Genomic DNA, 24,004 nt, shown 5'->3' on the forward strand with positions numbered 1-24,004 from the left:
TCGGTGTTCAGCATCAGCTAAATGTTATCAGCTATGTAAAAATTAAGAATAAAATAATCCCTCAGAACACCCGAATATCTGCCCAAGAGATTCGACTGACCGTCCCGAAGTAAGTACAATCAGGTAATCTCCTGCAAGTACTTTGAAAGAAGACTCAGGCATTTTAATCACATTCTGGCTTTGTCCTTCACCGCGACTAACTCCAATAGCAAGTACATTGAACTGTTCTTTAAGTTCATTGAAAATATCACCATAACTCGATTCTGCAAACCTATTGCTGCTCTGGATATAGTACTGCTGGATATCATAATCGCCATTTTCTGTTGCTGAGGCCAGAATATCTTCATTAAATCTGGCGACACTCGGTTCAAAAATATAACTGGCTACTATTTTAGATGATATATCATTACGGCAGATAGTAAAACTTACGCCTGCACTGGTAAACGTTTCCTTCAATTCAGAGTTATCGATAGTGACCACAAATGACAGGTGTGGATAATATTTTTTGGCATTAATAACAAAAACCAGATTTTTAGTATCATCCCCAAGGTTGGGCATTAATGCTACGGCTTTTTCCGCATTAGCTTTTTTAAGGCATTCCCGGCAGTTCATATCTGTGTAGATAACAAAGACCTGATTGCGACTGAAACTCTCGTATATAAAATCGATATGCTCTTTATTATCTGTAGCTATACAGACTTTCTTTCCTGAATGGACAAGCTGAGTTACAACATCTTCCGAAAATTCGTTCCAGCCGACAATGATTACATGATTGCTGAAATTAGTCCCATCAAAACCCATTTTGTGCCTCTCTGCCAGAGCGTTAATATGTTCGCTAAGTTTACCGACAATAAAACCCAATATCCCAATACTGCCAAGAACCATAGTCATGGATATAATTTTACCGGCAATAGATTTGGGATAAAGATCACCGTACCCTACAGTGGTGAGGGTCACCAGTGAATACCAGAACGCATCAAAGAGAGTTTTAATATTAGAACTCTCACAGGTAGACTCACAGTAATAAATAAGCAGAATAACAATCGAATAACCAACTATTCCTGCCAATAAAAAAAGACTGCTCTTCTTCATGTCATGCCATTGTTAGATTATTATCATCAATTACTCGGCCAGCTGTCATCAAAAAAGAATACCACCAGCTTAACGACGGAGCGAAATACTGCTCTTCAGGATCAGCTCAAAGTATGTGTCTTTTATGAAGCTTCTCTAATATTTATTTAATACTCAAAAATAGTTTGAAAAGATTATTTTAATATTTCACAACAATTGTGGGACTACATATAAATTTATACTTTAAAAAAAGAATCCCTGACTAATAAGTCAAGGATTCCAAACTTTCAACCAAGATATAAACACCTTGTTATAAAGACTGTTGCCTTTTAACAGCTAATATGGAAACGGGGGAATGCTCTGCACCATCATTTTTAAAACAAACAAAAATCAGATACAAAAGACCTAAAACAGGAATCAAGGCAGCAAAAATAAGTTTTGGGTTTCTGCCTAAAGCATTTAGACGGCGGACAAAGACAGCTATACTGGAAAGTATTGTACCGACTATAAAAAGTCCGGTAATCGTATGCAACACCTTAACGGCAAAAGCATGATCGGTGGCATAGCATAGAAATGTAAGTACGCAAATAATAGCAGTATGAATCAACGCAAAATGCGCAAATTCCTCACGACTTTCCGTTCCATAAAAATCATTAAATTTTTTCAGCATTTCAATATATTTTTTCATATTTAACTCTTAGTCTTAAAGACAAACTGATTATAATTTTTCCATAAATTCATTAAAGAACAAAAGGCCGGAGATAGGATTCCGGCCTTTTGTCATATTAACTACAACTAATTGTATATTATTTTACGCCATGACTATTCAAAAATGAAGTATAACGCCTATCTTCACCCTGAATATGCTTAATAAGCCAATCTTTCAGGAAATGCATAACTTCCATTGTAACCTTGGCCTTTCCGCTACGCAGTTCGGAATCAAATTCCATAACTTGATCTACAAATTTTTTATGAAGAACTTTATGTTCAGCTGAATATTGATAACCAAACTTATCAAAAAGCAACTCTTCAGTCCTGAAATGATCTACTGTGTAATTCTTAAGTTCTGCAACCAGTTCTTCCATAACTCTGCCGGAAGCCCGGTTGCGCATTGCTTTATGCAAACCATTGATCATCCCGACCAACTTTTTATGCTGTACATCAATAGCCTTTACTCCGACAGAATAAGCTGAATCACTCCAAGTAACTAATTCACTGCCAGAAGCAGCTTCAAGTTCTCCTGTAGCAAGTCCCTGGATAAGAGAGTCAAGCTCCTGTACCAGGCCGGAAACTTCAATAAGAACGTTTCGTGCTTGATCCATCCCCTCAGCTGTGTCCTGCGCCACTCGCGTTACGTCAGAAATAGCGCTATTAATTTCTTCACTGGTGGCAGACTGCTCTTCTGAAGCCGTGGCAATTGAATCAACTTGCTCTGAAGTTGAATCAATAATCGTCACTATCAGCTGCATATGTTCGCCGGACTCAACCGCAATCTCTGTACCGACAACAATGTCGGCTGCTGCACGGTCAACTGAATCCATATTGGTTTTAGCATGATCCTGAATATCAGTAATAGCTTCTCTAACCTCTTTAGTTGCCACCACTGTTTTTTCAGCAAGCTTGCGCACTTCATCAGCAACTACCGCAAACCCTCGTCCAGCCTCACCAGCGCGGGCAGCTTCGATTGCAGCATTCAGAGCGAGCAAATTTGTCTGATCTGCGATATCATTGATGACGTTAATGACTTGTCCGATATTCTCAGCTCTTTCACCAAGCTGGCTCATAGTTTCTTTGAGCGAAAGGACTTCATTCTCAACTTTTTTAATCGCACTGACAGCAGAGGTGACTCCTTCTGCGCCGGTAGCAGCATTATCCTTTGATTGAGCAGCATTACCAGATGCAAGAGATGCATTTCTGGCAACTTCAAAAACGGTTGAGTTCATTTCTTCCATAGCAGTAGCAGTCTCGGTCATACGGTCACGCTGAACACCAACACCTTCACTGACAGACTCTATCCGTTCAGTAAGTTCATTGATATCGGAAAAAATATGTACTGAAGAGGCCTTTGCCTTATCAGCAACTTTACGCATGGACTGAAGAAGATTAGCTGTTTCTTCTTCCTTTTCTCGACTCCTCCTAAGAGCCTCAACACTTTCTTCAGCTTTTGAATGAGCTTCCTCACTCAGCTTTTTAGCGTTTATATGAGATTCCTCAAGGCTCTCAACCATAGAACACATAGCGTTTTTAAGATCTAGAAGCTCATATTTGAACTCACCACCGCAATCGGCCATTTTCTTTCCTTCCTGGATACTTATGGCATAACGTCTGAGCTTTTTCAGTGGTGTTGTAAAATCACGCCGTATGCTGAAGAAAACAAAAGCTGCAACCGCAAGACTCAGAAAAATGCAACAAATCAAAATTACTGTAAGAGTCCCAGTCCTAGACGACTCCGGCGTAAAATCCCACATGAGAAAAGTTGAAATCAAAGGGATAATCCCAAGTAAAATAACTGAAGTTTTAAGGCGATTTGAAATATTCATCTTATTATTCCCATTTGTTATAAATACGGTAATTTAAAATTAATTTCGTCATAGTAATATCCACCTGAAAATTATCTTCTAATACTATCGCCATATCCGGCGATGACATTGATTTCAAACAAGAGGTTATACAATAGCAGAACATGCTTTATATATGCTAAGCACTAAATCATGCGTGTAAACCAATCATCCGTTGCAGGACATCCTCTAAAACAGATTTATCAAAAGGTTTGGTTATATACTCATTCATTCCGACATCAAATGCTGCATCCATATCGCTTTTGGTGGCGTGTGCAGTAAGTGCAACGATCGGAGTAGATGAGACATCTGCATATTCTGGCGAGGTACGAATAATGCGGGAAGCTTCAATACCTGTCAATACAGGCATCTGAATATCCATAAGTACAGCATCGTAAGAATCTTTAGTTATCATGTTAAGGCATTGCTGACCATTTTCAGCGCACGTAACCCTATGTCCCATTTTTTCTAATATTTTTTTTGCCATTATCCTATTAACCCTTTCATCTTCTACCAGCAGCAAATTAAGATTTCTAGGTTTTGCAGAAGACTCTCCCTCCTCAAATTCAACAACCACCTGTGAAACATTTCTCCCTACTTGTACGCAGATAAGTACCGTAGTTCCTATACCCGGTTCACTTTCTATATTCATACTTCCATTCATCAGTAAAACTAAACGTTTTACGATAGATAGACCCAAGCCGACCCCCTGATATTTACGGGTGCGGGAACCATCAACCTGAGTAAAAGATTCAAAGATATCAGCAATCTTATCATCAGGAATACCTACACCAGTATCCTTAACAACAAAAAACAACCTCTCTTTGGAAGTATCACGATGCGGAAGAGAATATATGTCAATATTGATAGATCCTGAATCGGTAAACTTGATAGCATTCCCAATCAAGTTGAATAATATTTGTCGAAGCCGCCCGACATCTCCCAGATAAATATCTTGTGTTTCGGTACTAATTTGCCCGCTGAGTTCAATTCCTTTTTCATCGGCCTGAACTTTTAACAGATCTATACACTGTTTCAACAACTCAGAGACTTCAAAAGGTTTTTCATAAATATCTAATTTACCTGCTTCTATTTTTGAAAAATCAAGCAAATCTTCTAAGACACGCATCAGGCTTTGAGATGAGCGCAATCCGATATCAACATATTCATTTTGTTCTTTATTAAGATTGGTGGTCTGGAGCAGCTGGAGCATACCTAACACACCATTTAACGGGGTACGTACTTCGTGACTGATGTTTGCTAAAAAATCATTTTTTGCAGCGTTCGCCTGTTCAGCAACCTCTTTTGCCTCGAGTAATTTATTTTCAGAATGCTTCCGTGCTGTAATATCTGTAAAAAAACCAGCTAGAAAATCTTTGCCCTTTATTTTAATATTTGCAGACACAATATCAACTACAATCATCTGCCCACTACGTGTAACACATGGGACTGAATATGCATTCCACCCATTACCCAGTATATTTTTTTTAAAGTCACCCGCATCTATTTTAGCATCAAGGCTATACTTCAATTCAAAAAGAGAAAGACTGCCCAGCTGCTTATCTTCAAGCTCCAGCAAACTCATAAAGGCTGGATTTGCAAATTCAATAATGTTGGTTTCAGGATTAACCAGGCAGATTCCAACAGGATTATTCTCAAATAAAATACGATGCTGCTCTTCACTCTCAGAAAGCTGCTTCAACGCTTCATTTCTTTCCACTTCACGCTTATGTATAAGGGAGCTCATCCCATCAAGAGTTTGTGCTAAATACCCGACTTCACCATCAGAATAGTCAACACCACTGACCAGCGTATCATCTCCCTGACCAAGTCTTCTAGTTGCTGCAGCTAATTTTTCTATACTTTCCGCAACAGCACTCCCTCCTACAAACCAGGCAATCAACAAAGAAAGGCTGAGAGCAACTAATGTTATGAAAATCCCACGTAAAAGAACCAAGTTAGCTTTTTCCATAACTTCTGAAGAATCGACTCCTATGAACATATACATATAAGGAGGACTTTCTGAACTGATTCTTAGAGGTGTGTATGCAATAATTCTGTTTACATCAGAAGAGTCTTTAGTTTCAAAAACTCCGGGATTACCTTTGTGCTCAGCTCTTCTAAACACCTCAGACTTGATGGGCAATCCGACAGTCACATCTTCAGACATCGGGTATCTGAAAATTCTAATTCCTTTAAAATCAGATACTCCGAAAAAAGCTCTGGAATATAAATCAGCATCTCTAAAAAGTTTACAGTAGTAACTAAGTCGGACACCGATAAGAACGACCCCGACAGGTTTACCATCATCGCCCATGACAGGCATAGCAAATGGAAAGATTGATTTTTGCGACTGTTTACCAATAACAAACTCACCGGCAGAAAATTCCCCGGTAGAACATGCTTCTTTAAATTGCTTCCGGTCAGCAAAATTTAATCTTTTAGCCTCTTCCCCACCTTTTCCAGCACTGACAACATCACCATTTAAATCAACCAAAATAGCATTTGTATAAATAGGGTTGGCTTTAAGCAGCGTTGAAAGAATAACATGTGCTTTAGCTTCATTAAGTTTCCTTACTGCAGGCATAGCAGCAACAGTTTTAAGTAAAGTATGGGTTGATTCTGTGACTCTTTGCTGAATAAGGCTGAAGCCGTTAACCAGTCGTGAGATAGTATTTTTAGCCCTTAAAACTTTATCCTCTCGGTTAGATATTTCTGTATAGAAATAGAGAATAAATGTTGGAAGAGTTGCGAGTAAAACTAAAATTATGAGTTTTTTTCTGATTGAACCATGAAAAATTTTAAAACTCATTTAACCTAACCCTTGATTTAATTAAACCAGATATAAGTCATGACAAAAATGCAATTATTTTTCAAAATATGGATGTAATTATAACCAATTTATATCATTTACAAAGAGAACGTACAATATCTAACAATAAATTTTATAGCAGTTACATAAACTTTAAAATTATTTTAAAATAATGTGCAGTCTCGTTAAAAAGATAATTTTTTATCCCTGTGTCAAATCTGGTTTAACAAACTCGGATTGGACTCTTCTATTATATAAGTATTTACTGAAGGAAACTTTAAAAAAGGATTTTATAATGTTTAAATATTTAGTCACGTTGGTATTTATCATAATTCTCATGGTCTCAGTTGCTTCTGCTTCACCACTGCAGAAAGGTGATAAATTCCCGAATGTAGAGCTCAAAGGAGAGCTAAAAGATAATCAAATAGAATATCTGGGGCTACAAGGTGCCGGCCCATGGAAAATTGCTGACATTGATGCTGACTATATAGTAGTTGAAGTTTTCAGTATGTATTGCCCGCATTGCCAGAAAGAAGCACCTTACGTGAATAAACTTCATGACAAATTATTAAAAATAGATAACTCAAAAAAAATTAAAATCATCGGTATTGGCGCAGGTAATTCAGAATTTGAAATAAACTTCTTCAAAGAAAAATTTAAAATTGATCTGCCACTGTTCTCTGATGCTGACCTTAATATAAATTCAAATTTGGGAGGAACAGGAACACCACATTTCTTTCTGGTGAAGATGAAAGATTCTAATCTCAAAACAGTATACTCACATCCAGGACGCATGAAAAACTGTAATGATTTCTTAAAAAAAATAACCAATATTACTGGAAGATAACAAAATCAAATAATTATGATAAAATTTGAGATGTTATAAAAGACCTTCAACCAATAATTTATCACAGATATTTTTAAATCCAATACACGAAAACATTCATAAGAAAGGAGCAATTATGCGTAAATCCAATATTCTAGTATTAGTCAGTATATTTTCAATTCTCTGTGTTATGAATGCATATGCTGATGTTTCAGCAGAGCAGGTTTTTAATCCGGGACTACTTAAACCTGTAGACAGTTCGCTCAAAGTAAGTGTGGGAAACGTAGCTCCTGATTTTATTCTTCCTTCAGTCACAGGCAAAAAGATCAGACTTTCTTCTTTCAAAGGTAAAAAAAATGTTGTCATATCTTTTGTTCCGGCAGCTTTTACTCCCATATGCTCAGGTCAGTGGCCCGGTTACAACCTTGCACGTAAACTCTTTGAGAAGAATGATGCAATACTGCTGGGGATCACGACAGATAACATTCCTTCACTATACGCCTGGACTAGCCAGATGGATGATGGAGGAGTATGGTTTCCCGTTCTGTCTGACTTCTGGCCTCATGGAGAAGCTGCTCTAAAGTATGGAATCCTTCGCCCTGAAGGGATAACAGAACGGGCCATTTTCATAATCGATAAGCAGGGAATAATCCGATATGTCGACATTCATGATATAAACAAAAGACCTGAACTCGGTACTATTATCAAAGCATTAGAAAAAGTTAATAGTAAATAGAATAATTATTAATCGATAGAGCGCATTTCGTTTATCAATTTTCGTAATTCATCTGTCAGATCATTTATACCTTCAACAACTTCTGAACAGATGCTCATAGATTCAGTATTCCTTTCAGCAATATTACTGATGTTTAGTGTAGCATCAGAGAGTTCCATACTTTCAAAAGATAACTGTTCAGAAACACTCGCAATCGTTTTAACCTGATCAGCAGTTCTTACTGAAATATCGACTATTTCGTGTAAAACATCTCCAGATCTGCTGCTAAGTTCTGCATTGGCTGAGATGGAAAGAACTGCCTGTTCAGTATTTTTAAAACTCCTACCTGTTCCATCCTGAATCTTATTTACCGCATCTTCAACTTCATTGGTTGCCTGCACTGTTTTTTCTGCAAGCTTACGAACCTCATCTGCGACAACAGCAAAACCTCGCCCGGATTCTCCTGCTCTGGCGGCTTCTATAGCAGCATTCAGAGCAAGTAAATTAGTCTGATCAGCAATATCACCTATAACGATAACTATTTTGCTTATATTCCCAGCAAGTTCCTGTAATTCAGTCATATTATCTTTTAATTCTTCAGCCTTACCCTTCAGATCAGCTGTAGAGTTAACAACCTCTGCAACAATTACAGCTCCACTTTCAGCTTTTGTTTTTGCTGTCTCAGCCTGTTCAGCTGCTCCTGTTGCAGTCCCGGCCATTTTACTCGAGCTATCTTTCATCCTTTCCATTGAATGTGCTAGAGAACTGGACTGTATTTTCTGTTCATTCAATCCGTCTCTTGAAAGAACCAGTTCTGCAGTTAGCTTTCTATCAGCTTCTGCCAACTGGTCGGAAATATCAGCAATACTCTGAGCCATTATGCTCATTCTCTCTACAAGTGAGCGTACTTGTTTATTCTGTTCTTCAGTTTCAAGAACAGCCAGCTTTGCATATTCAGCCTGTTCAATTGTATTTTTCTGTTCTTCCTCATTCTTATCCAAAACAGCTTCAACCGTGTCCATAAGACTATTAATACCTGTAGCCAACAGCCCTATCTCTACAGGATAGCGTCCTAATCTTTTATTGTATTCTCCTTGTCCAGCCTGCTTAAAGAAAGACAAAATATCGTTTAAAGGTTTATTTAGCATTCTCCCAAGGAAAATTTTAAGGACAATAAAAAGAACACACATTGAGCATAAGACCATAATGACTGTATACAAAGCCTCACGATAAAGACGATCCATATCAGACGTAATATTCCTGGGAATTGCTACAATTCCTATAGATTTTCCTGACTTATTACGGACTTGAGCATAATAGGTGATAAGTTCTTTATTATTTTTGTTCAATCTGCGGAAAAGAGGCTTCTCTGCCTTCATTACTTTATGCAGCCATGGATAGATTTTTTTGGGAATTGTAAGTTTGTGAGTCTTAGCCAGATACTTAAAACCTTTCCCATCCGGGACAACCACAGAAATATTAAAGCCGTATTTCTTTTGTAAAGTCTTAAGCTTCTCGCTGGTAACTGACATGCCATGCTCGTCTATAAGTTCTTTGACAGACTTGTACTGTAACTCGGCCAAAGTTTTTCCACCCTGAACAATAAAATCTAATTTACTTCTATATTCCAAGAAAGAATGTACACTTGTAATTGTAACAAAAAGGACAGCCACAAGTGCTATAACCCTAGATTGCATGGTCTTAAGTTTAATCACTACGCCTCCTACTCTATTGTGTCCGATAATCTCTAGAAGTCAGCAAAAAACAACTTAAAAATAAAATCAATGCAAAAGATTTAGAGATTTGATGAACTCTACCATAGTAGTGATTATTTTCAATGTATAATATATACATTGAAAATAAATACGGTGATAATTCATCAAATATTTATTTAAAATATATTAGAGTAGAATCAGAGAACTAAAAATGTAAGCGGGTCAGAAGAGTGAGCTTCCGACCCGCTTAGCTTTCATGGGGAGTGAGGTTGGTTTCCCTATATGCAGATTCTGTTTTTTCAGCTTTTCCCGCTGATGCCCTAAACCGGAAATACAGGAATCCCGGTCTAGCAGGAGCAAGAGTCTCTTGGTTGTAGGAGACTAAAAACTCTTGCGGCTAAAAAACAGAGCATTATCAAATTTCTATTTTAAAAATGAACTGTTTTTTCCCAGTTACGGGAAATTTGTTTATCTCCGCCTGTTGTGACCATTAGGCATTCGCACTTCTCCTGACCGTTTACAAAACGTATTGCACTTTTTAAATCCATAACAAATGCAGAAGTTGAAAGAGCGTCGGCTTCCATTACGGTTGGAGCTGTAACGGAAACACTTATGCCATTAACAGGTGAAATTTCTTGCGGATTGATGACAGGTTGATGACTATGCTCAGCATCAAAATACACCTCATACCCGCCAGAAGTGGCAATCGAAGCATTTTTAAGCTGGAGAACGGCCTGATAATCGCCTTCCTTATATGGATTTTCAATAGCAACAATCCACGGCTGCCCGACTGATCGCTCACCACGGGCGCGAATATCTCCGCCGGCATTGATCAAATGATTTGAAAGACCTTTTGCAGCCATGAGATCAGAAGCGCGATCTACTATAAAACCTTTGCCAATACCATCCAGTGTTACAGCCATCCCTTTTCTGCCAAAACTTATTTCGCGTTCTGTAACATTAAGAGCTTCAGAATCGACCAGTGCTAAAGCGTCATCAATATCGCTTCCGGTCATACTGATTGAGTTTCGCGAATCAGAATTACGCCTAAGGATCTCGACAACAGGCAACACAGTTAGATCAAATGCACCATTTGAACGGCGATAAAAAGTAAGTGCTTTATCCATAACTTCAAACAGCTCGGGAGGAACATCAGTGAGTCGACCTGCTTCATTCAGTACAGAAACGGGTGTTCCTTTCCTGTGGCGATCAAAAAGAGCTGCAAGGCGTTCCATTTCGCAAAACGATTCAGCAATTCCCTGCTCAGCAGCATCTTTAGATTCATGCAGCACAGTAATGGCCACATATGTTCCCATAAGAAAGCGGGTTTCGCTGACTTTGTAACGTCGGTCACCCAGACGCAGTGCTTCAGCTATACGCATAGCAGCGGAAACCGGGGTGGCAGCAAATGCCGCCCCGACTCCCATTGCACTAACTGCTTTAACGAAAGAACGTCTGGTAGAGGGTGTTTCCACGGATCTATTCCTTGCCCAGCTCACTGAACTTATGAACGTCGGCATCCTGAGCATATTCTGCTCCGGCTTCTGCATCATAACAGGTCAGTCCACAACGCAGACAGCGGCTGCCTTCCTTGCGGGCTGCTTCATAAACAATAGAACCTTTAACCTCTTCTTTAAAGGTAGACCTGCGCTCTTCAACGCTTATCTCAGGAACCTTAATTCTAGGAATTGTGTACGTCACATCCATATTCTTCAGAATAGATTCAGGAATAACACGAAGCTGGGGATTCTCTGGTTCCGGAACCACTCCTTCAGTAATGAAGTGGTGAATTCCTCGAGCAGCTCTACGTCCGTCAGCTACGGCCTGAATAATGATACTGCGGCCAGTATATACTTCGCCACCAACAAAGACGTTTGGCTGGCTGGTCTGCAATGATAATTTGTCTGCATTAATGCCGCCGGTCTTCTTGTTCATGGCAAACAGGGAGTTCCCCTCTTCATCAACAAACGCAGTTGTATCAATGATACGATCGGTAGCCACTACAATCAGATCAGCTGTAAGCGTCTGTTCAGTTCCTTCAACTGGTTTGGGAACTCCGAGAGCTTTTTTAGGATCATCGTACTGAACTTCACAATATTCTATACCAGTTACTTTACCATCCTCAGCAAGGATACGAGTTGGTCTGGTCAGCAATTTAAGGTCACAACCAAGTTCTGTTGCACGCTTAACTTCATTTTTATTGGCAGACATCTTACGCTGGATGCAGTCCACAAGTGAGGTTACGCCGCAACCGAGACGGGCTGCGCTGCGAACAACGTCCATAGCAGTGTTGGTATCACCGACAACAACAACGTTTTTACCCTTAAGATCAGTTATAGATTTGCCAACTTTCTCAAGGAATGACACTGCGTCCATAACGCCTTCAGCATCTGCATTCTCAACTTTCAAAGCAGGAACTTTCCATGCTCCGGTTGCAATAAAGATAGCTTCAAAACCTTCTTCTTCGAGAGACTTGATAGTAACATCCTTACCAAATTCAATTCCGGTGCGAACATCAACTCCAAGGTCGAGAATAGACTGAATTTCCCAATCGACAACTTTTGCAGGCAGACGGTATTCAGGGATAATACCTTTCATCATACCACCGATCTGCTCACGCTTTTCAAAAATAACCGGTTCGTGACCGATGCGACGCAGAAAGTAAGCGCATGATAAACCAGCCGGTCCACCACCAATAATTGCAACTTTATGCCCTGTTGCAGGGTTGCAATCCAGTTTTAAACGTGAACCGGAATTCATTTCCCAGTCTGCGACAAAACGGTGCAAAGTATGAATAGCTACGCCATCATCAGCGATGTTACGGCGGCAGATGGTCTCACAAGGTGCCGGGCAAAGACGTCCAACGGCTAAAGGAAGTGGATTGCGTTCCTTCATGGTCAGAAGTGCGCCGCGCATGTCACCACGTTTCATCTGATTAATATATGTACGAACATCTATCTGTGCAGGACATTTCTGCATGCAGGGAGCAAGACAATCGTCAATTTGATTAAGGTGCAACAGGTCCATGGTCATACCGCTAATGCGAATGGCTCCGGTAGGACATACTTCAGCACATTTACCGCAAGAACGGCAGGCATTCATATCAACAACAGGAATGCCGTCATCATTGAGGCGGATCGCATCAAAGCCACAAACCTTAACACATGACCCCAAGCCGATGCAGCCGAGTCCACAGGTTTTTTCACCGCCGTAAAGAAGAGCTTCAGCGCGGCAGTCTTCAACGCCTTCATAGCCGAATAAGAGGTTCGCACGTGAACCGCCTGTACAAATATTGGCAGCCACTTTGGGTTCTTTGAAAGAAGCTTCAAGTCCCATAATAGCAGCAATATTCTCAGCAATTTCAGCTCCACCTGCAACACAGACTTCAGGAGCAGCATCACCTTTTACAATTGCACCGGCAGCAGCTGAACACCCTGGATAACCGCAACCACCGCAGTTTGCTCCAGGGAAGCAACCTTCCACTTCTGCAATGCGGGGATCTTCCTCGACATGCAGAACTTTTGATGCAGCTGCAAGGATAGAAGCAGCTATAAGACCAAGTAAAAACAGAACAAGAATAGAAGAAGTAACCATTTTATTTTATCTCCTTGACTGTCCGGTTAAGCGGCCATGCCCTTAAAAGCGTAGAACGCCAGTGACATGACACCTGCCATGATCAGTGCGATAGGAACGCCTCTGAAAACACGGGGAACCGGAGCGATATCCAGTCTTTCACGGATGGATGAAATTATGACTAGAGCAATCAGGAAGCCGATGCCGGAAGCAAGACCGAACATCATGGACTTGATGAATGAGTATTCGTTGCGCTGGACCATGATTGCCACACCGAGCACTGCACAGTTGGTAGTGATCAGTGGTAAAAACAGACCCAGTGATTGGTAAAGGGGTGGTATTGCCTTTTTAAGAAACATTTCAACGAATTGAACAAGTGAAGCAATAACCAGAATAAAAACGATGGTCTGCAGATACTCAAGACCAAGAGGATTGAGTACGTACTGTTGCAGAGGCCAAGTAAGGGCAGTTGCCATCAAAATAACAAATATAACCGCTCCGCCCATACCCATCGCAACATCTGTAGATTTGGAGGTTCCCATAAAAGGACAGGCTCCAAGGTTCTGAACCAGAACAATGTTGTTAATGAATATTGCAGAGATAAACAGCATAAAGAATTCCATTTTAAGATCCTCCCCTATTTACCCTTGAGGTTATCGATTCCGCCGCAGGCTCCGCAAGAAGCGCAGGTGGAATTCATCACTTCAGGAGGAGTCTCACCTTTACGGCGACTCATATACCTGTTGAATGCATTCATACCCGCCAGAATTACACCCAGAGCAACAAAAGCACCGGGAGCTTTAACCATCAAAGTAGCAGGCTCGAAGGAAGACCACATAATATGTGTTCCGAAAATAGTTCCATTTCCCAACACTTCTCTGATAGCCCCTAGAAATGTTAAAGACAGAGTGAAACCTATGCCCATGCCCAGTGCATCAGCAATAGACAGAGCCACGCCGTTCTTAGAGGCAAATGCCTCGGCACGGCCAAGAATAAGACAGTTAACAACAATCAGCGGAACAAAAATACCAAGACGCTGGTATAGCGGATAAGTATAAGCCTGCATAAGCAACTCAACAGCAACAACCAATGACGCTGTGATGACAATAAAACAGGCAATACGAACTTTAGCAGGAATAATTTTTCTGATGCTGGAAATGATAAGGTTGGACATGGTCAGAACAAAAACAACCGCCATTCCCATACCAAAACCATTTTCCGCAGTGGAAGTTACTGCCAGAGTAGGACACAGACCGAGAAGAACCCTGAATGGAGGAAGTTCGTCCCAGAGTCCTTTTGCAAATTCTTTTACTAAACGGCTCATGGTTTCTCCTTAAGACATCTTCCAGATCGAACTGATCTCGGGCTTGATGGACTGATAAACTTTAATGGCCTTCCGCACAGCATCCACAGTACCAACTGATGAATAAGTTGCTCCTGCAATGGAATCAACGTCGCCACCCTTGGATGTGATTTGCATAGATTCAAGACCGTGAGCTTTGAATCTGTTGGTGAAAGAAGGTTCTGTAACGCGTGTTCCAAGTCCCGGTGTTTCAGTCTGAGTAGTGATGCCAATTCCAAGGAGTTCATCCTTGTTTACATCAAAACCGACCATAACCCCGATATTACCGGAATAACCGGGAGCAAATGACTCAAGAGCAACGCCGACAAGTTTGCCGTCTTTAATCGCCGGGAAAACGGTAACGTCTTTGATAGTTACTCGCTCGGCAATAGGATCGTTATCTCTATTTTCAAGAACGGACAGAAGCGCGGGCCCCTGTACATAGGTCAGAACCTGTTGTTCAATCTGATTTTTGGTAGCCTGTTTCAGGTTAACCAGCACCGCCCCGGAGGTAGCACAGATTAAGGACAGGACCACGATCATATGAAGTATTCCACGCATGGTTTATCTGCCTCCGAAAGGTTTAGGACGAACCCGGTCCAGAAGAGGTGTCAGCAGATTTGCGATCATTATAGCAAAAGGAGCACCGTCAGGATAAACACCGTAAACCCTGATAACAATCACCATGGTTCCGGCAATGAGTCCGAAAAGGATTTGCGGCAACCAGCCGACAGGACTTGAAGCCGTGTCTGTAGCCAGAAAAAAGGCTCCGAACATTACAGATCCGGTCAACAGATGAAATAGCGGATTGGCATAAACTTCAGGATCAATCATCCAAAAAATAGATGAAGTCACGACCACACCAATAAGGAATGCTGCTGGAATAAATGCACGCACCCATCCGGTGGCAACGAGAAAGATCCCACCAGCCAGAACGGCGATAATCTGTGAAGCGCCCAATCCACCGAGCTGTTTACCCAGGAAAAGGTCCATGTAATTGAACTGGTCAAGGCTTTCGAGGCCAAAATGTTTGAGCTGGTCCACAGGAGAATTGATCATGAAATTAGCAAGATTTATGTCAATATCCATGGCAGCAGGCCATGAAACACGGCAGAAAGCCCAGGCAACCAAAGGTGCACATATAGGATTGCTGCCGAATCCTCCGAAAACAGTACGACCGAGAACAATGGTCAATGCAGCACCGCAGGCAACCATCCACCAAGGACAGGTTGCTGGCAGCAGGAAAGCAAAAAGAATGCCCTCATAAAGAGCTGTAAGGTTATCTACATTGATGTCACGTTCCTGCATCTTGAGGCAGATAGCTTCAGTTAGAACAGCCACCGAACCGGCAATACCGACTGTAGCCAGTGCAGGCAGGCCGTACATCATGAAAGCCATAATAACTGCGGGAACCAGAGCCAGAAGATGATACTGCATCATCTTCTCCACAGTACGCTTGCTGCGCCAGTGAGGAGCAGGCGAAACCGTGAGTCTGACTGCAATGTCAGACATTGCTTTAATTACTGGAGGAGTCATATTTTAACCCTTGAAACTTGTATGTTTAACCGCATTCCGACACAATTATGGTTAGATTGAAACTCTGTAATCAATCTGCCCACACCTAAACAGGATATGCAGAGGACTCAGCCCTTCTGCCTGTCGGAGGCGAAATCACCTGACAATGCGCTAAGCGCATCAACTCTAAGACTTCTCAGCCTGACCGCTGGCTAGGAGCTGGTCCTTGGCAAAACGGATATATTGAAGAATAGGACGTCGAACAGTACAGTTAAAGGAACAGAGTCCACATTCGAAACAGCTATGCAGATCCTGCTTCTCAGCTTTTTCAAACATTTCGTATTCAGCATAACGACTTATAAGGTTAGGCAGGATACGGGCAGGACAGCTGAGTACACATTCACCACAGTTAATGCAGGTTGCATCTTCAATGGATGGGAATGTCCCTTCTTTAATAATAAACAGTCCATGATCACTTTTCTTAACGCCTTCATCCAGGCTGTATACAGCCTCTCCACGGAAAGGACCTCCAAGAACGACCTTGTCACCGGAATTAACGGAAAGATCGAGCTCATTAAGCAAATGCCTGATAGGAGTTCCAAGCGGAACACGATAGTTCATACCGTTAATTGTCATAATAGTGTCGGTAACAGGCAATCCGCTTTGGGCAACCAGTCCGAGATTATACAAATCCATCACACTCATTATTTTGGTATCAGCTGGAAATTCTTTTCCAGTGACCTTCTTAACCACAATAGCATCAAGTGATCTTGGATATTTGGGTTTAACGGAAACTGTCTCAGTTCCGCTGAGGGTATATGAAGTCCCAGTGGCAACCGCCAGCATAGTGTGCACTGGAGTGATAAAAGACTCGGCAAGGCGCAATCCTGCTTCGAGAGTCTCTTTCTCTTTTTCAAGAAGAAGTTCTGCCACGGCTATACCTGGTTCGGGATTAAGACCGTTGATAACAAGATTTTCGCTGTGGGAAGACAGAGGGGCAACGTCAATACCAAGGTCCTGCAAAACACGTTGTAATTCCTTACCAGGTCCCATAGACTTAACATTTACAGGCTCAACAAAAGCTTCAGCTCCGTCGCAACTGATAGTCAGGTGATGATAATTAACTTTGGTGGCTTTACCGGAAGCAGCTGCATGGTATGCTCCCCCAAACTTTGAGGGGTGCTCTGCAATCATTTCCCCGCGTGATACTTTCTGTCCTTTCTTAGCCTTCAGAACAAGATTTCGCACCTGAATGTTAAGTTCAGCCGGAGCGGCAATCTCGTTAATAGTCTTCTGGGCATCGGATTCCAATGAATAATGAATCTTAAGCATCTAACCTACCTCGCATGACATTCATTGCAGGAGTCTTCACCATAAGGGCCCCCGTCACTTTCGTGACAGCTCATGCACTGTTTGTGAAAAGCGTCAGCTCTTAAAGGGATGTTCTCGGTGTCAGGTCTGTCCTCTTCAGCCAGAGGTCCTGTAGGAACATCGTCATGACAACGCAGACAAGCTTCCTTGTTTGGAAAATTTTTCTGATGTTCAACCTTGAACTTTTCATCAAACGCCGCAGGATGACAGGACCCACATGGTATAGGTCTATCCTGTCCGATATCATCATGATGACAGTCGGCACACTCGTATCCATACTCTTCAGCATGAGTTGAATGGGTGAAAATAACCCTTCCGCCACTGTTATCCATGACAACGCGCGCCGGACTTTTCTGCACAGCAGGCGGAAAAATAAATCCGGCGGCCGCCGCAATAGCCAAGACAGCAACAATAAAAGTTATTGGGATATATCTGTTCTTCAACGGATCAATCCTTGGATTTAGAATGATTCACGATTAAGGCACTAAGGCCGGAAACTACCGATAGAAACTAACGCCTTGTTTCAGTTGCAGTTTCATCCTCCAGAAAAACTTAGAAGTTCATGGAACCCTGATCCTCTACCGCCGGTCATAATGTCTGTAATTAAACCTAAGCCGGTTCCCATCTTGACTCTCATGACTTATAAACGACCTTTGGGGGAGGTCTTTGACATGAGCAGCTACAGATGTTGTTGTGATTGGTCAATCAGTCAGCATGCTATTTTGATGCGATCATAAAATCATAGCAACCAAGACTAACAAAACTGGGAATGATTGATGCATTGCAACATTTCAAATGCAATCAACATCTTAGGTAATATCACCATAGTTGATTGCTCATTCAGCTTGAGGTGAGCAAATTCTGTACCAGCATGTGAAAAAAGGAACATTTTGATAAAGTTTCAAATTTTTACATTACTGAAAATACTGGAAAAATGAGTGTTTAACCGCAATGATTAGTAATAAAATTAAAAAAAGTTATAAAATAACTTAGTTTAGACTTGTGCTTTTTTGCACATAATCCGAAAAAAAAGACTCCTAAAAATCAGACAAATTTATTACAACTGCTATTGAACGCAACAGTTACGCACTTTTCTAAGGTAAATTTCGTAATCTTTTTTTTAAGACACCGAAGGATTTTTATTAGAAAATGAGAATAATTATTTTAGATATACACAACCATTATTGTCACATAACCTAAGATAACTGGTATCTGATTGAAGATTGAGTAATACTTATTACACTTTGGAATAACCATACTAAACTAGGAGGATAAGATTTATGTTTGCGGTAATATTTGAAGTAACACCAAAAGCAGAGGGGAAAGCAGAATATATAAAAATAGCCGGTCAGATCAGATCATTTCTTGAAAGCAGGGAAGGTTTTATTTCTATTGAACGCTTTCAAAGCCTTGCTGATGAGCGTAAAATGCTCAGTCTATCTTTTTGGGAGAATGAATCTGCTATTGAAAAATGGCGTAACCTGCTTGAACACCGCAATGCGCAGCAAGCAGGCAAAGATAAACTTTTTGAATCTTACAGAATAAGAGTTGCCGAAGTAGTCAGAGACTATACTGAAGAATCAAGAAAACAAACACCTGCTGATTCAGTTGCTGCTCTCTCCTAAAAGCCGAGTTAACTACTTGACCTGAAATATACAACACAAGCCCTCATCTTAATTATTTTCTGATCTGTAAAGTCATTACCGAAGAAACATTCGTCTATTTCGCTCTTTCACTATGATTACTTCAACAGCCTTAACTAATTCTTAAGCTAATATATAGAACATCTGCGAAAATAAAACTGATATGAATCCATTCTTTTGTGAGTTTATAAGAAATTTATAATTACTTTTTATAATTATTTATTATATATTATCAAATTTTTTAAATTTTAATTTTAATTAACAATTTTGATTTTTTAATATTTTAATCAAATATAACAAGCTATTATCCAAGACAGTGATTACTTGCAGCTATAACTATACCAATTTGATCCGTTGACAGTATAAACCTTTCTGATATCCACTACCAATATCAACTAGTCAACACTTGTTATTAAAAAATCATGCATCATTTCAAAATGGGGAGAATTTGAACATGCTAAAAAAATTTAGTGTAACAACTAAAATAGCAGGGGCTTTTGCTATTATACTTATATTTCTAGCCTTAACAGCCAGCCAAGGAGTATTTAAACTCGGTGAAAGTAAAGACGATTTTATAAATTACCGGGAGCTTGCCATTGAAACAAATCTAGCCGCAGAAATTCAGGAGCATCTTTTACTGACAAGAATTAGTGCCATCAACTATATGAACGCTGCAACCCAGAAATCACAGGATGAATACACTCAAAATTTTAAAAAACTACTGAACTTTGTTGAACAGGCACATGAAAAAATAACAAACACAGTAAGAGCTTCCTTTATTATTGAAATCAAAAAAAATCTCTCCGTCTACAACAATAATTTCAATAACTATATCAAACATAAAAATATTGAGGATGATTCGTTAGCCTTAGCCCAAAAAAATGGGGAACTTATTGTTCAAGGGTTAAAGACTCTTCTCGAAAGTGCGAACCAGCGTGAAGACAGTTTTATGACTGCAATGGTCGAGAAAAGTTTGGCAACACTTTACAAAGCCAGACTGCACAATGCTTATTTTATATACAACACTAAGGATGAAAAAGATGCTAACAACAGCCTAAAAGAGTTCAGTTCTTTTAAAAAGGACCTGCGCGATATCCAAAATATTCTCTATGCTCCCTCTGATCTTGGTTTAATCAATGAAATGGGTGAAAACATCGAAAAGTATATTTCCAGTACGAGGATGTTTGTTAAACAAACTGTTGCCATGGCGAAAATACAGCAAGAGATGGCAGCTAGCGGCCCAATAATTGCCAAACTGATAGATAAATTCAAAACGTCAGTAGTGAATGAGCAGGAAGGGCTTGGCAAACATATGCATACCTCCATCTCCTCAGCAATAACAACGATGACTACAAGTTCAATCATAATTTTTATTGTTGGAATGCTGCTTTCATTCTTTATATCCCGAAGCATCACTGTGCCACTCAAAAAGGCAAGCATCTTTGTAAAAGATCTGGCCAACGGCAATTTGGATAGTAAAATTGACGTAGACCAAAGGGATGAAGTAGGCCGCATATGTGATGATGTCGCCCTTGTAGGAAACACCTTGCGAGAGGTTATTTCTGAAATCGAGACTGCTATTGATGATATCGAAATAGGCAAGATTGACAGTAAGGCTGACCGTAAAGATTTTAAAGGAAGTTTTGCAGAACTTATTGACCGCACGAACCTTGCTACAGGAGTTCTCAAATCTTTTATCAATGAAGTTCCCATGCCAATCATAACGATAGATACCAACATGGCTATCCTTTTTATAAACAAAGCAGGGACAAAATTATTGGGAAAAAGTTTTAAAGATGTACAAGGAAATAAATGCTCAAAAATGATTAATACCCCTGATTGTGAAACGCCTAATTGCGCTTGCTATAAATCAATGAAGTCATCTCAAATCGAAAATGGGACAACAAGTGTACGCCTACCTGATTCAGAGCTAAACATCGACTATATTGGTATTCCCATTAGTAAAGACGGTAAAGTAGTGGGAGCAATGGAAGTAATCATCGACCAGACAGGTGTTCGTTCTGCGCAAAAACGTATGCAGGATGTTGCACAGCGAACACAACTTATTTCTGAGCAGTTATCATCTGCAAGTGAAGAAATGGCTGCGCAAATAGAGCAGATCAGCAAAGGCTCAGAAATACAGAGAGAACGCATAGTAGAAACAGCTACAGCCATGGACCAGATGAACAGTACCATTATGGAGGTTGCACAAAATGCTTCCAGTGCTTCTTCCAATAGCCTCGAAGCCAAGAGTCAAGCTGAAGAAGGAGCAGCCCGCGTTACAAAATCAGTAAAATCTATCACTGAAATCCACTCTATTGCAGAGGATCTTCGCGAAAACATGCAGTCACTGGGTCAAAAAACGGAGTCAATAAGTACTGTCATGGATGTAATTTCTGACATTGCTGACCAGACAAACCTACTGGCATTAAATGCAGCAATTGAAGCAGCACGGGCAGGAGAAGCTGGACGGGGATTCGCTGTTGTTGCTGATGAAGTCCGCAAACTTGCAGAAAAAACTATGACAGCCACTCAAGAAGTTGGCGAGAGCATAAAGAATATTCAAACTTCAGTGCGTATGAATATGCAGGAAGTTGAAAACGCTGTCGGCGCAGTGCAGGATACCACCGACCTCGCAAGACAGTCTGGTGAATCACTTGAATCAATTGTAAAAATGGTTGAAACCAGTGCAAATCAAGTGGAAAGCATAGCTACAGCTTCAGAAGAACAATCCAGTGCATCTGAAGAAATAAACGGAGCCATCAGTGAAATAAATCTCGTTGCCAGAGAAACTACTGAAGGTATTCAACAATCCGCCAAAGCAATTCAGGAACTTTCAGTAATGTCCAATGATCTCAGTAAACTTATCCGAGAATTGCGTAACAACTAATTACACCATTTATTTTAAACAAAAAAATCCCGGTACTTCTTAGCAGAAGTTGCCGGGATTTTTTTGTTTTAACGATAATTTATATGTATATTTCATATTAAAAAAGATTCATAATATCATTACTATATATAGCACACTCAAAAGACACTACTTTAATAATCAATCTGTCAATCAAAATACCTATAACTATTTAAATAGACATTATAATTTATAAACCCGCATAGTAAAAAAATTATTATCTTAACAATACATACTTGATATTCACATACTAAAACATAAACATCGCTTTTTAGACCTTTTAATTGACTGCTACGTCGACTTATGCAAGATATAATACATAATTGCATTATTCATTTTTTTTTATATATGAACACACGAACTTTAAGGCTTTCGGCTAGGGAATAGAGAACTGTGATCAACTGATTTTACAATGGAGAGAATGTGGACAAACTGCTGAAATTTTCGCCTGTCATCGTTGCGCTAGCTATGGCTTTAATTCCGACACCACAAGGTCTTCAACCAGATGCATGGTACTTTCTCTGCATTTTTGTAGGAGTTGTGATCGGGCTTATTGTAGAACCTGTTCCCGCCGCACTTGTAGGCTTACTTGGAGTGGCAGTTATTGCTATCCTAGGACTGGTTGACCCAAGTGCAAAAGCCAGTCGCAGCTGGGCCTTATCCGGCTTCTCAAATGGAGTCATATGGCTTATATTTGCAGCGTTCATGTTTGCGCTTGGATATCAAAAAACAGGGCTGGGACGCAGAATAAGCCTTATTCTGATTAGATATCTTGGAAAGAATACACTTGGACTTGGTTATGCTATTGCTTTTTCAGATGCAATAATCTCTCCTTTCATGCCGTCCAACACAGCTCGCAGTGCAGGAACTATTTATCCAATTGCCAGTAACATCCCCCCCATGTTTGATTCATATTCTGACAAAAACCCACGCAAAATTGGTTCATATCTGACATGGGTTGCTTTTTCCGCTACTTGTGTGACCAGCTCCATGTTTTTAACAGCACTTGCACCAAATCTTCTTGCTGTTGACCTGATCAATCAGAGTACAGGTATCACTATCCAATGGGGACAGTGGGCTAAAGCCATGATTCCTGTCATGCTTCCTCTCTTTCTGCTTTCCCCGTGGCTGGCTTACATTGTTTATCCACCAACACAGAAACATTCTCCTGAAGCTCCGGCATGGGCAAAAGCAGAACTTGAAAAAATGGGTAAAGTTTCAAAGAAAGAACTGATGATGCTCGGTTATGCAATTATGGCCCTTGTTTTCTGGATTTTTGGAAAGGAATTCGGTGTAGACAGTACTGTAGCTGCAATTTTTGTTCTATCACTTATGATACTTACGAATATAATATCGTGGGAGGATGTAATAACGAATAAGGGTGCATGGAATGTTCTGGTCTGGTTTGCCACTTTGGTAGCCATGGCAAGCGGACTCAAAAAGACCGGTGTGCTTAAATGGATAGGTGATCTTGTCTCTGTTTACCTGCAAGGCATGCCTCCACTAACCGTGGCCATCATGCTTGTATTGCTATTCTTTGTTCTTCATTACTTTTTTGCCAGCACTACGGCTCATACAACAGCGCTCATGCCTCTGTTTCTTGCCATTGCAATTCCACTGGTTCCTGCTGAAATGATGCCTAGACTGGCCCTCATGCTCGCCGCCTCTCTTGGCGTTATGGGAATTATTACCCCGTACGCAACTGGCCCGGCTCCTATATGGTACGGGTCAGGATTTATCAGTCAAGCCAGGTGGTGGGCTCTCGGTGCAATTTTTGGAAGTATATACCTTGCAGCAATGATTGTTGCGACGATAATATATATCTAACTGTTTATTTAAATTATAGAAAAGAGGAGTTGTTGATACATGCTGCTCCTCTTTTCATCCTTCATACTCCACAATATTATTTTTTTATTCAAATACATTTAATATAGCCCCAAAGATTGATACAATAA

The 24,004-nt window shown here is 40.4% G+C and carries 17 protein-coding genes and 1 pseudogene; 5 read left to right on the forward strand and 13 right to left on the reverse strand.

The annotated features are described in order from the left end of the window. Window positions 1-42: 42 nt before the first annotated feature. The 4 genes from H589_RS0108785 to H589_RS20375 form a co-directional block, all read right to left on the reverse strand. Entirely contained in the window at window positions 43-1,068 is a 1,026-nt protein-coding gene (locus H589_RS0108785) for a potassium channel family protein (RefSeq protein WP_245577080.1), read from the reverse strand. A 313-nt stretch (window positions 1,069-1,381) separates the two neighbouring features. Continuing rightward, a complete protein-coding gene (locus H589_RS19455; RefSeq protein ID WP_035075527.1) occupies window positions 1,382-1,759 on the reverse strand; it encodes a DUF805 domain-containing protein in 378 nt (125 codons plus the stop codon). Between the two features lie 118 nt (window positions 1,760-1,877). Then, window positions 1,878-3,611, reverse strand: a complete 1,734-nt coding sequence (locus tag H589_RS0108795; RefSeq protein WP_027721683.1) for a bacteriohemerythrin — start codon at window positions 3,609-3,611, stop codon at window positions 1,878-1,880. A 169-nt stretch (window positions 3,612-3,780) separates the two neighbouring features. After that, window positions 3,781-6,441, reverse strand: a complete 2,661-nt coding sequence (locus H589_RS20375) for an ATP-binding protein (protein ID WP_051249681.1) — start codon at window positions 6,439-6,441, stop codon at window positions 3,781-3,783. A gap of 295 nt (window positions 6,442-6,736) precedes the next feature. Between H589_RS20375 and H589_RS0108805 the strand changes: the two genes are divergently transcribed. Both H589_RS0108805 and H589_RS0108810 read left to right on the forward strand, forming a co-directional pair. Continuing rightward, a complete protein-coding gene (locus tag H589_RS0108805; RefSeq protein WP_027721684.1) occupies window positions 6,737-7,288 on the forward strand; it encodes a peroxiredoxin family protein in 552 nt (183 codons plus the stop codon). Between the two features lie 115 nt (window positions 7,289-7,403). Beyond that, window positions 7,404-8,003, forward strand: a complete 600-nt coding sequence (locus tag H589_RS0108810; protein WP_027721685.1) for a peroxiredoxin — start codon at window positions 7,404-7,406, stop codon at window positions 8,001-8,003. 8 nt (window positions 8,004-8,011) lie between these two features. Here H589_RS0108810 and H589_RS21245 read toward each other — a convergent pair. From H589_RS21245 to H589_RS0108855, 9 genes and pseudogenes are all read right to left on the reverse strand, one after another. Further along, window positions 8,012-8,614 (reverse strand): annotated as a pseudogene (locus tag H589_RS21245) (methyl-accepting chemotaxis protein); the annotation flags it as partial. Between the two features lie 1,511 nt (window positions 8,615-10,125). Then, the gene (locus H589_RS0108820) at window positions 10,126-11,172 is read right to left on the reverse strand and encodes an FAD:protein FMN transferase (RefSeq protein ID WP_027721686.1); all 1,047 of its coding nucleotides are present in this window, start codon (window positions 11,170-11,172) and stop codon (window positions 10,126-10,128) included. 4 nt (window positions 11,173-11,176) lie between these two features. After that, window positions 11,177-13,291: an FAD-dependent oxidoreductase gene (locus tag H589_RS0108825; RefSeq protein ID WP_027721687.1), complete on the reverse strand. Its 2,115-nt coding sequence runs from the start codon at window positions 13,289-13,291 to the stop codon at window positions 11,177-11,179. A gap of 26 nt (window positions 13,292-13,317) precedes the next feature. Next, the gene (locus H589_RS0108830; protein ID WP_027721688.1) at window positions 13,318-13,893 is read right to left on the reverse strand and encodes an electron transport complex protein RnfA; all 576 of its coding nucleotides are present in this window, start codon (window positions 13,891-13,893) and stop codon (window positions 13,318-13,320) included. Between the two features lie 14 nt (window positions 13,894-13,907). After that, a complete protein-coding gene (rsxE, locus tag H589_RS0108835; RefSeq protein WP_027721689.1) occupies window positions 13,908-14,594 on the reverse strand; it encodes an electron transport complex subunit RsxE in 687 nt (228 codons plus the stop codon). A gap of 9 nt (window positions 14,595-14,603) precedes the next feature. Next, entirely contained in the window at window positions 14,604-15,173 is a 570-nt protein-coding gene (gene rnfG / locus H589_RS0108840; RefSeq protein ID WP_027721690.1) for an RnfABCDGE type electron transport complex subunit G, read from the reverse strand. Between the two features lie 3 nt (window positions 15,174-15,176). Then, entirely contained in the window at window positions 15,177-16,148 is a 972-nt protein-coding gene (locus tag H589_RS0108845) for an RnfABCDGE type electron transport complex subunit D (protein ID WP_027721691.1), read from the reverse strand. 165 nt (window positions 16,149-16,313) lie between these two features. Continuing rightward, window positions 16,314-17,459 carry a 4Fe-4S dicluster domain-containing protein gene (locus H589_RS0108850; protein ID WP_027721692.1) on the reverse strand — a complete coding sequence of 382 codons (1,146 nt, stop codon included), beginning with the start codon at window positions 17,457-17,459 and terminating at the stop codon, window positions 16,314-16,316. Between the two features lie 5 nt (window positions 17,460-17,464). Beyond that, entirely contained in the window at window positions 17,465-17,941 is a 477-nt protein-coding gene (locus H589_RS0108855) for a cytochrome c3 family protein (RefSeq protein WP_027721693.1), read from the reverse strand. A gap of 837 nt (window positions 17,942-18,778) precedes the next feature. On the opposite strand from H589_RS0108855, the gene H589_RS0108860 reads away from it, so the two are divergent. The 3 genes from H589_RS0108860 (at window position 18,779) to H589_RS0108870 (ending at window position 23,876) form a co-directional block, all read left to right on the forward strand. Then, a complete protein-coding gene (locus H589_RS0108860; protein WP_027721694.1) occupies window positions 18,779-19,123 on the forward strand; it encodes an antibiotic biosynthesis monooxygenase family protein in 345 nt (114 codons plus the stop codon). A 472-nt stretch (window positions 19,124-19,595) separates the two neighbouring features. Next, entirely contained in the window at window positions 19,596-22,031 is a 2,436-nt protein-coding gene (locus H589_RS20385) for a methyl-accepting chemotaxis protein (RefSeq protein ID WP_051249683.1), read from the forward strand. A 441-nt stretch (window positions 22,032-22,472) separates the two neighbouring features. Beyond that, entirely contained in the window at window positions 22,473-23,876 is a 1,404-nt protein-coding gene (locus H589_RS0108870) for an anion permease (protein WP_027721695.1), read from the forward strand. The last annotated feature ends 128 nt before the right edge of the window (window positions 23,877-24,004 follow it).

Origin of the sequence: Maridesulfovibrio zosterae DSM 11974 (genome assembly GCF_000425265.1) — a bacterium.
Lineage (GTDB): Bacteria > Desulfobacterota > Desulfovibrionia > Desulfovibrionales > Desulfovibrionaceae > Maridesulfovibrio > Maridesulfovibrio zosterae.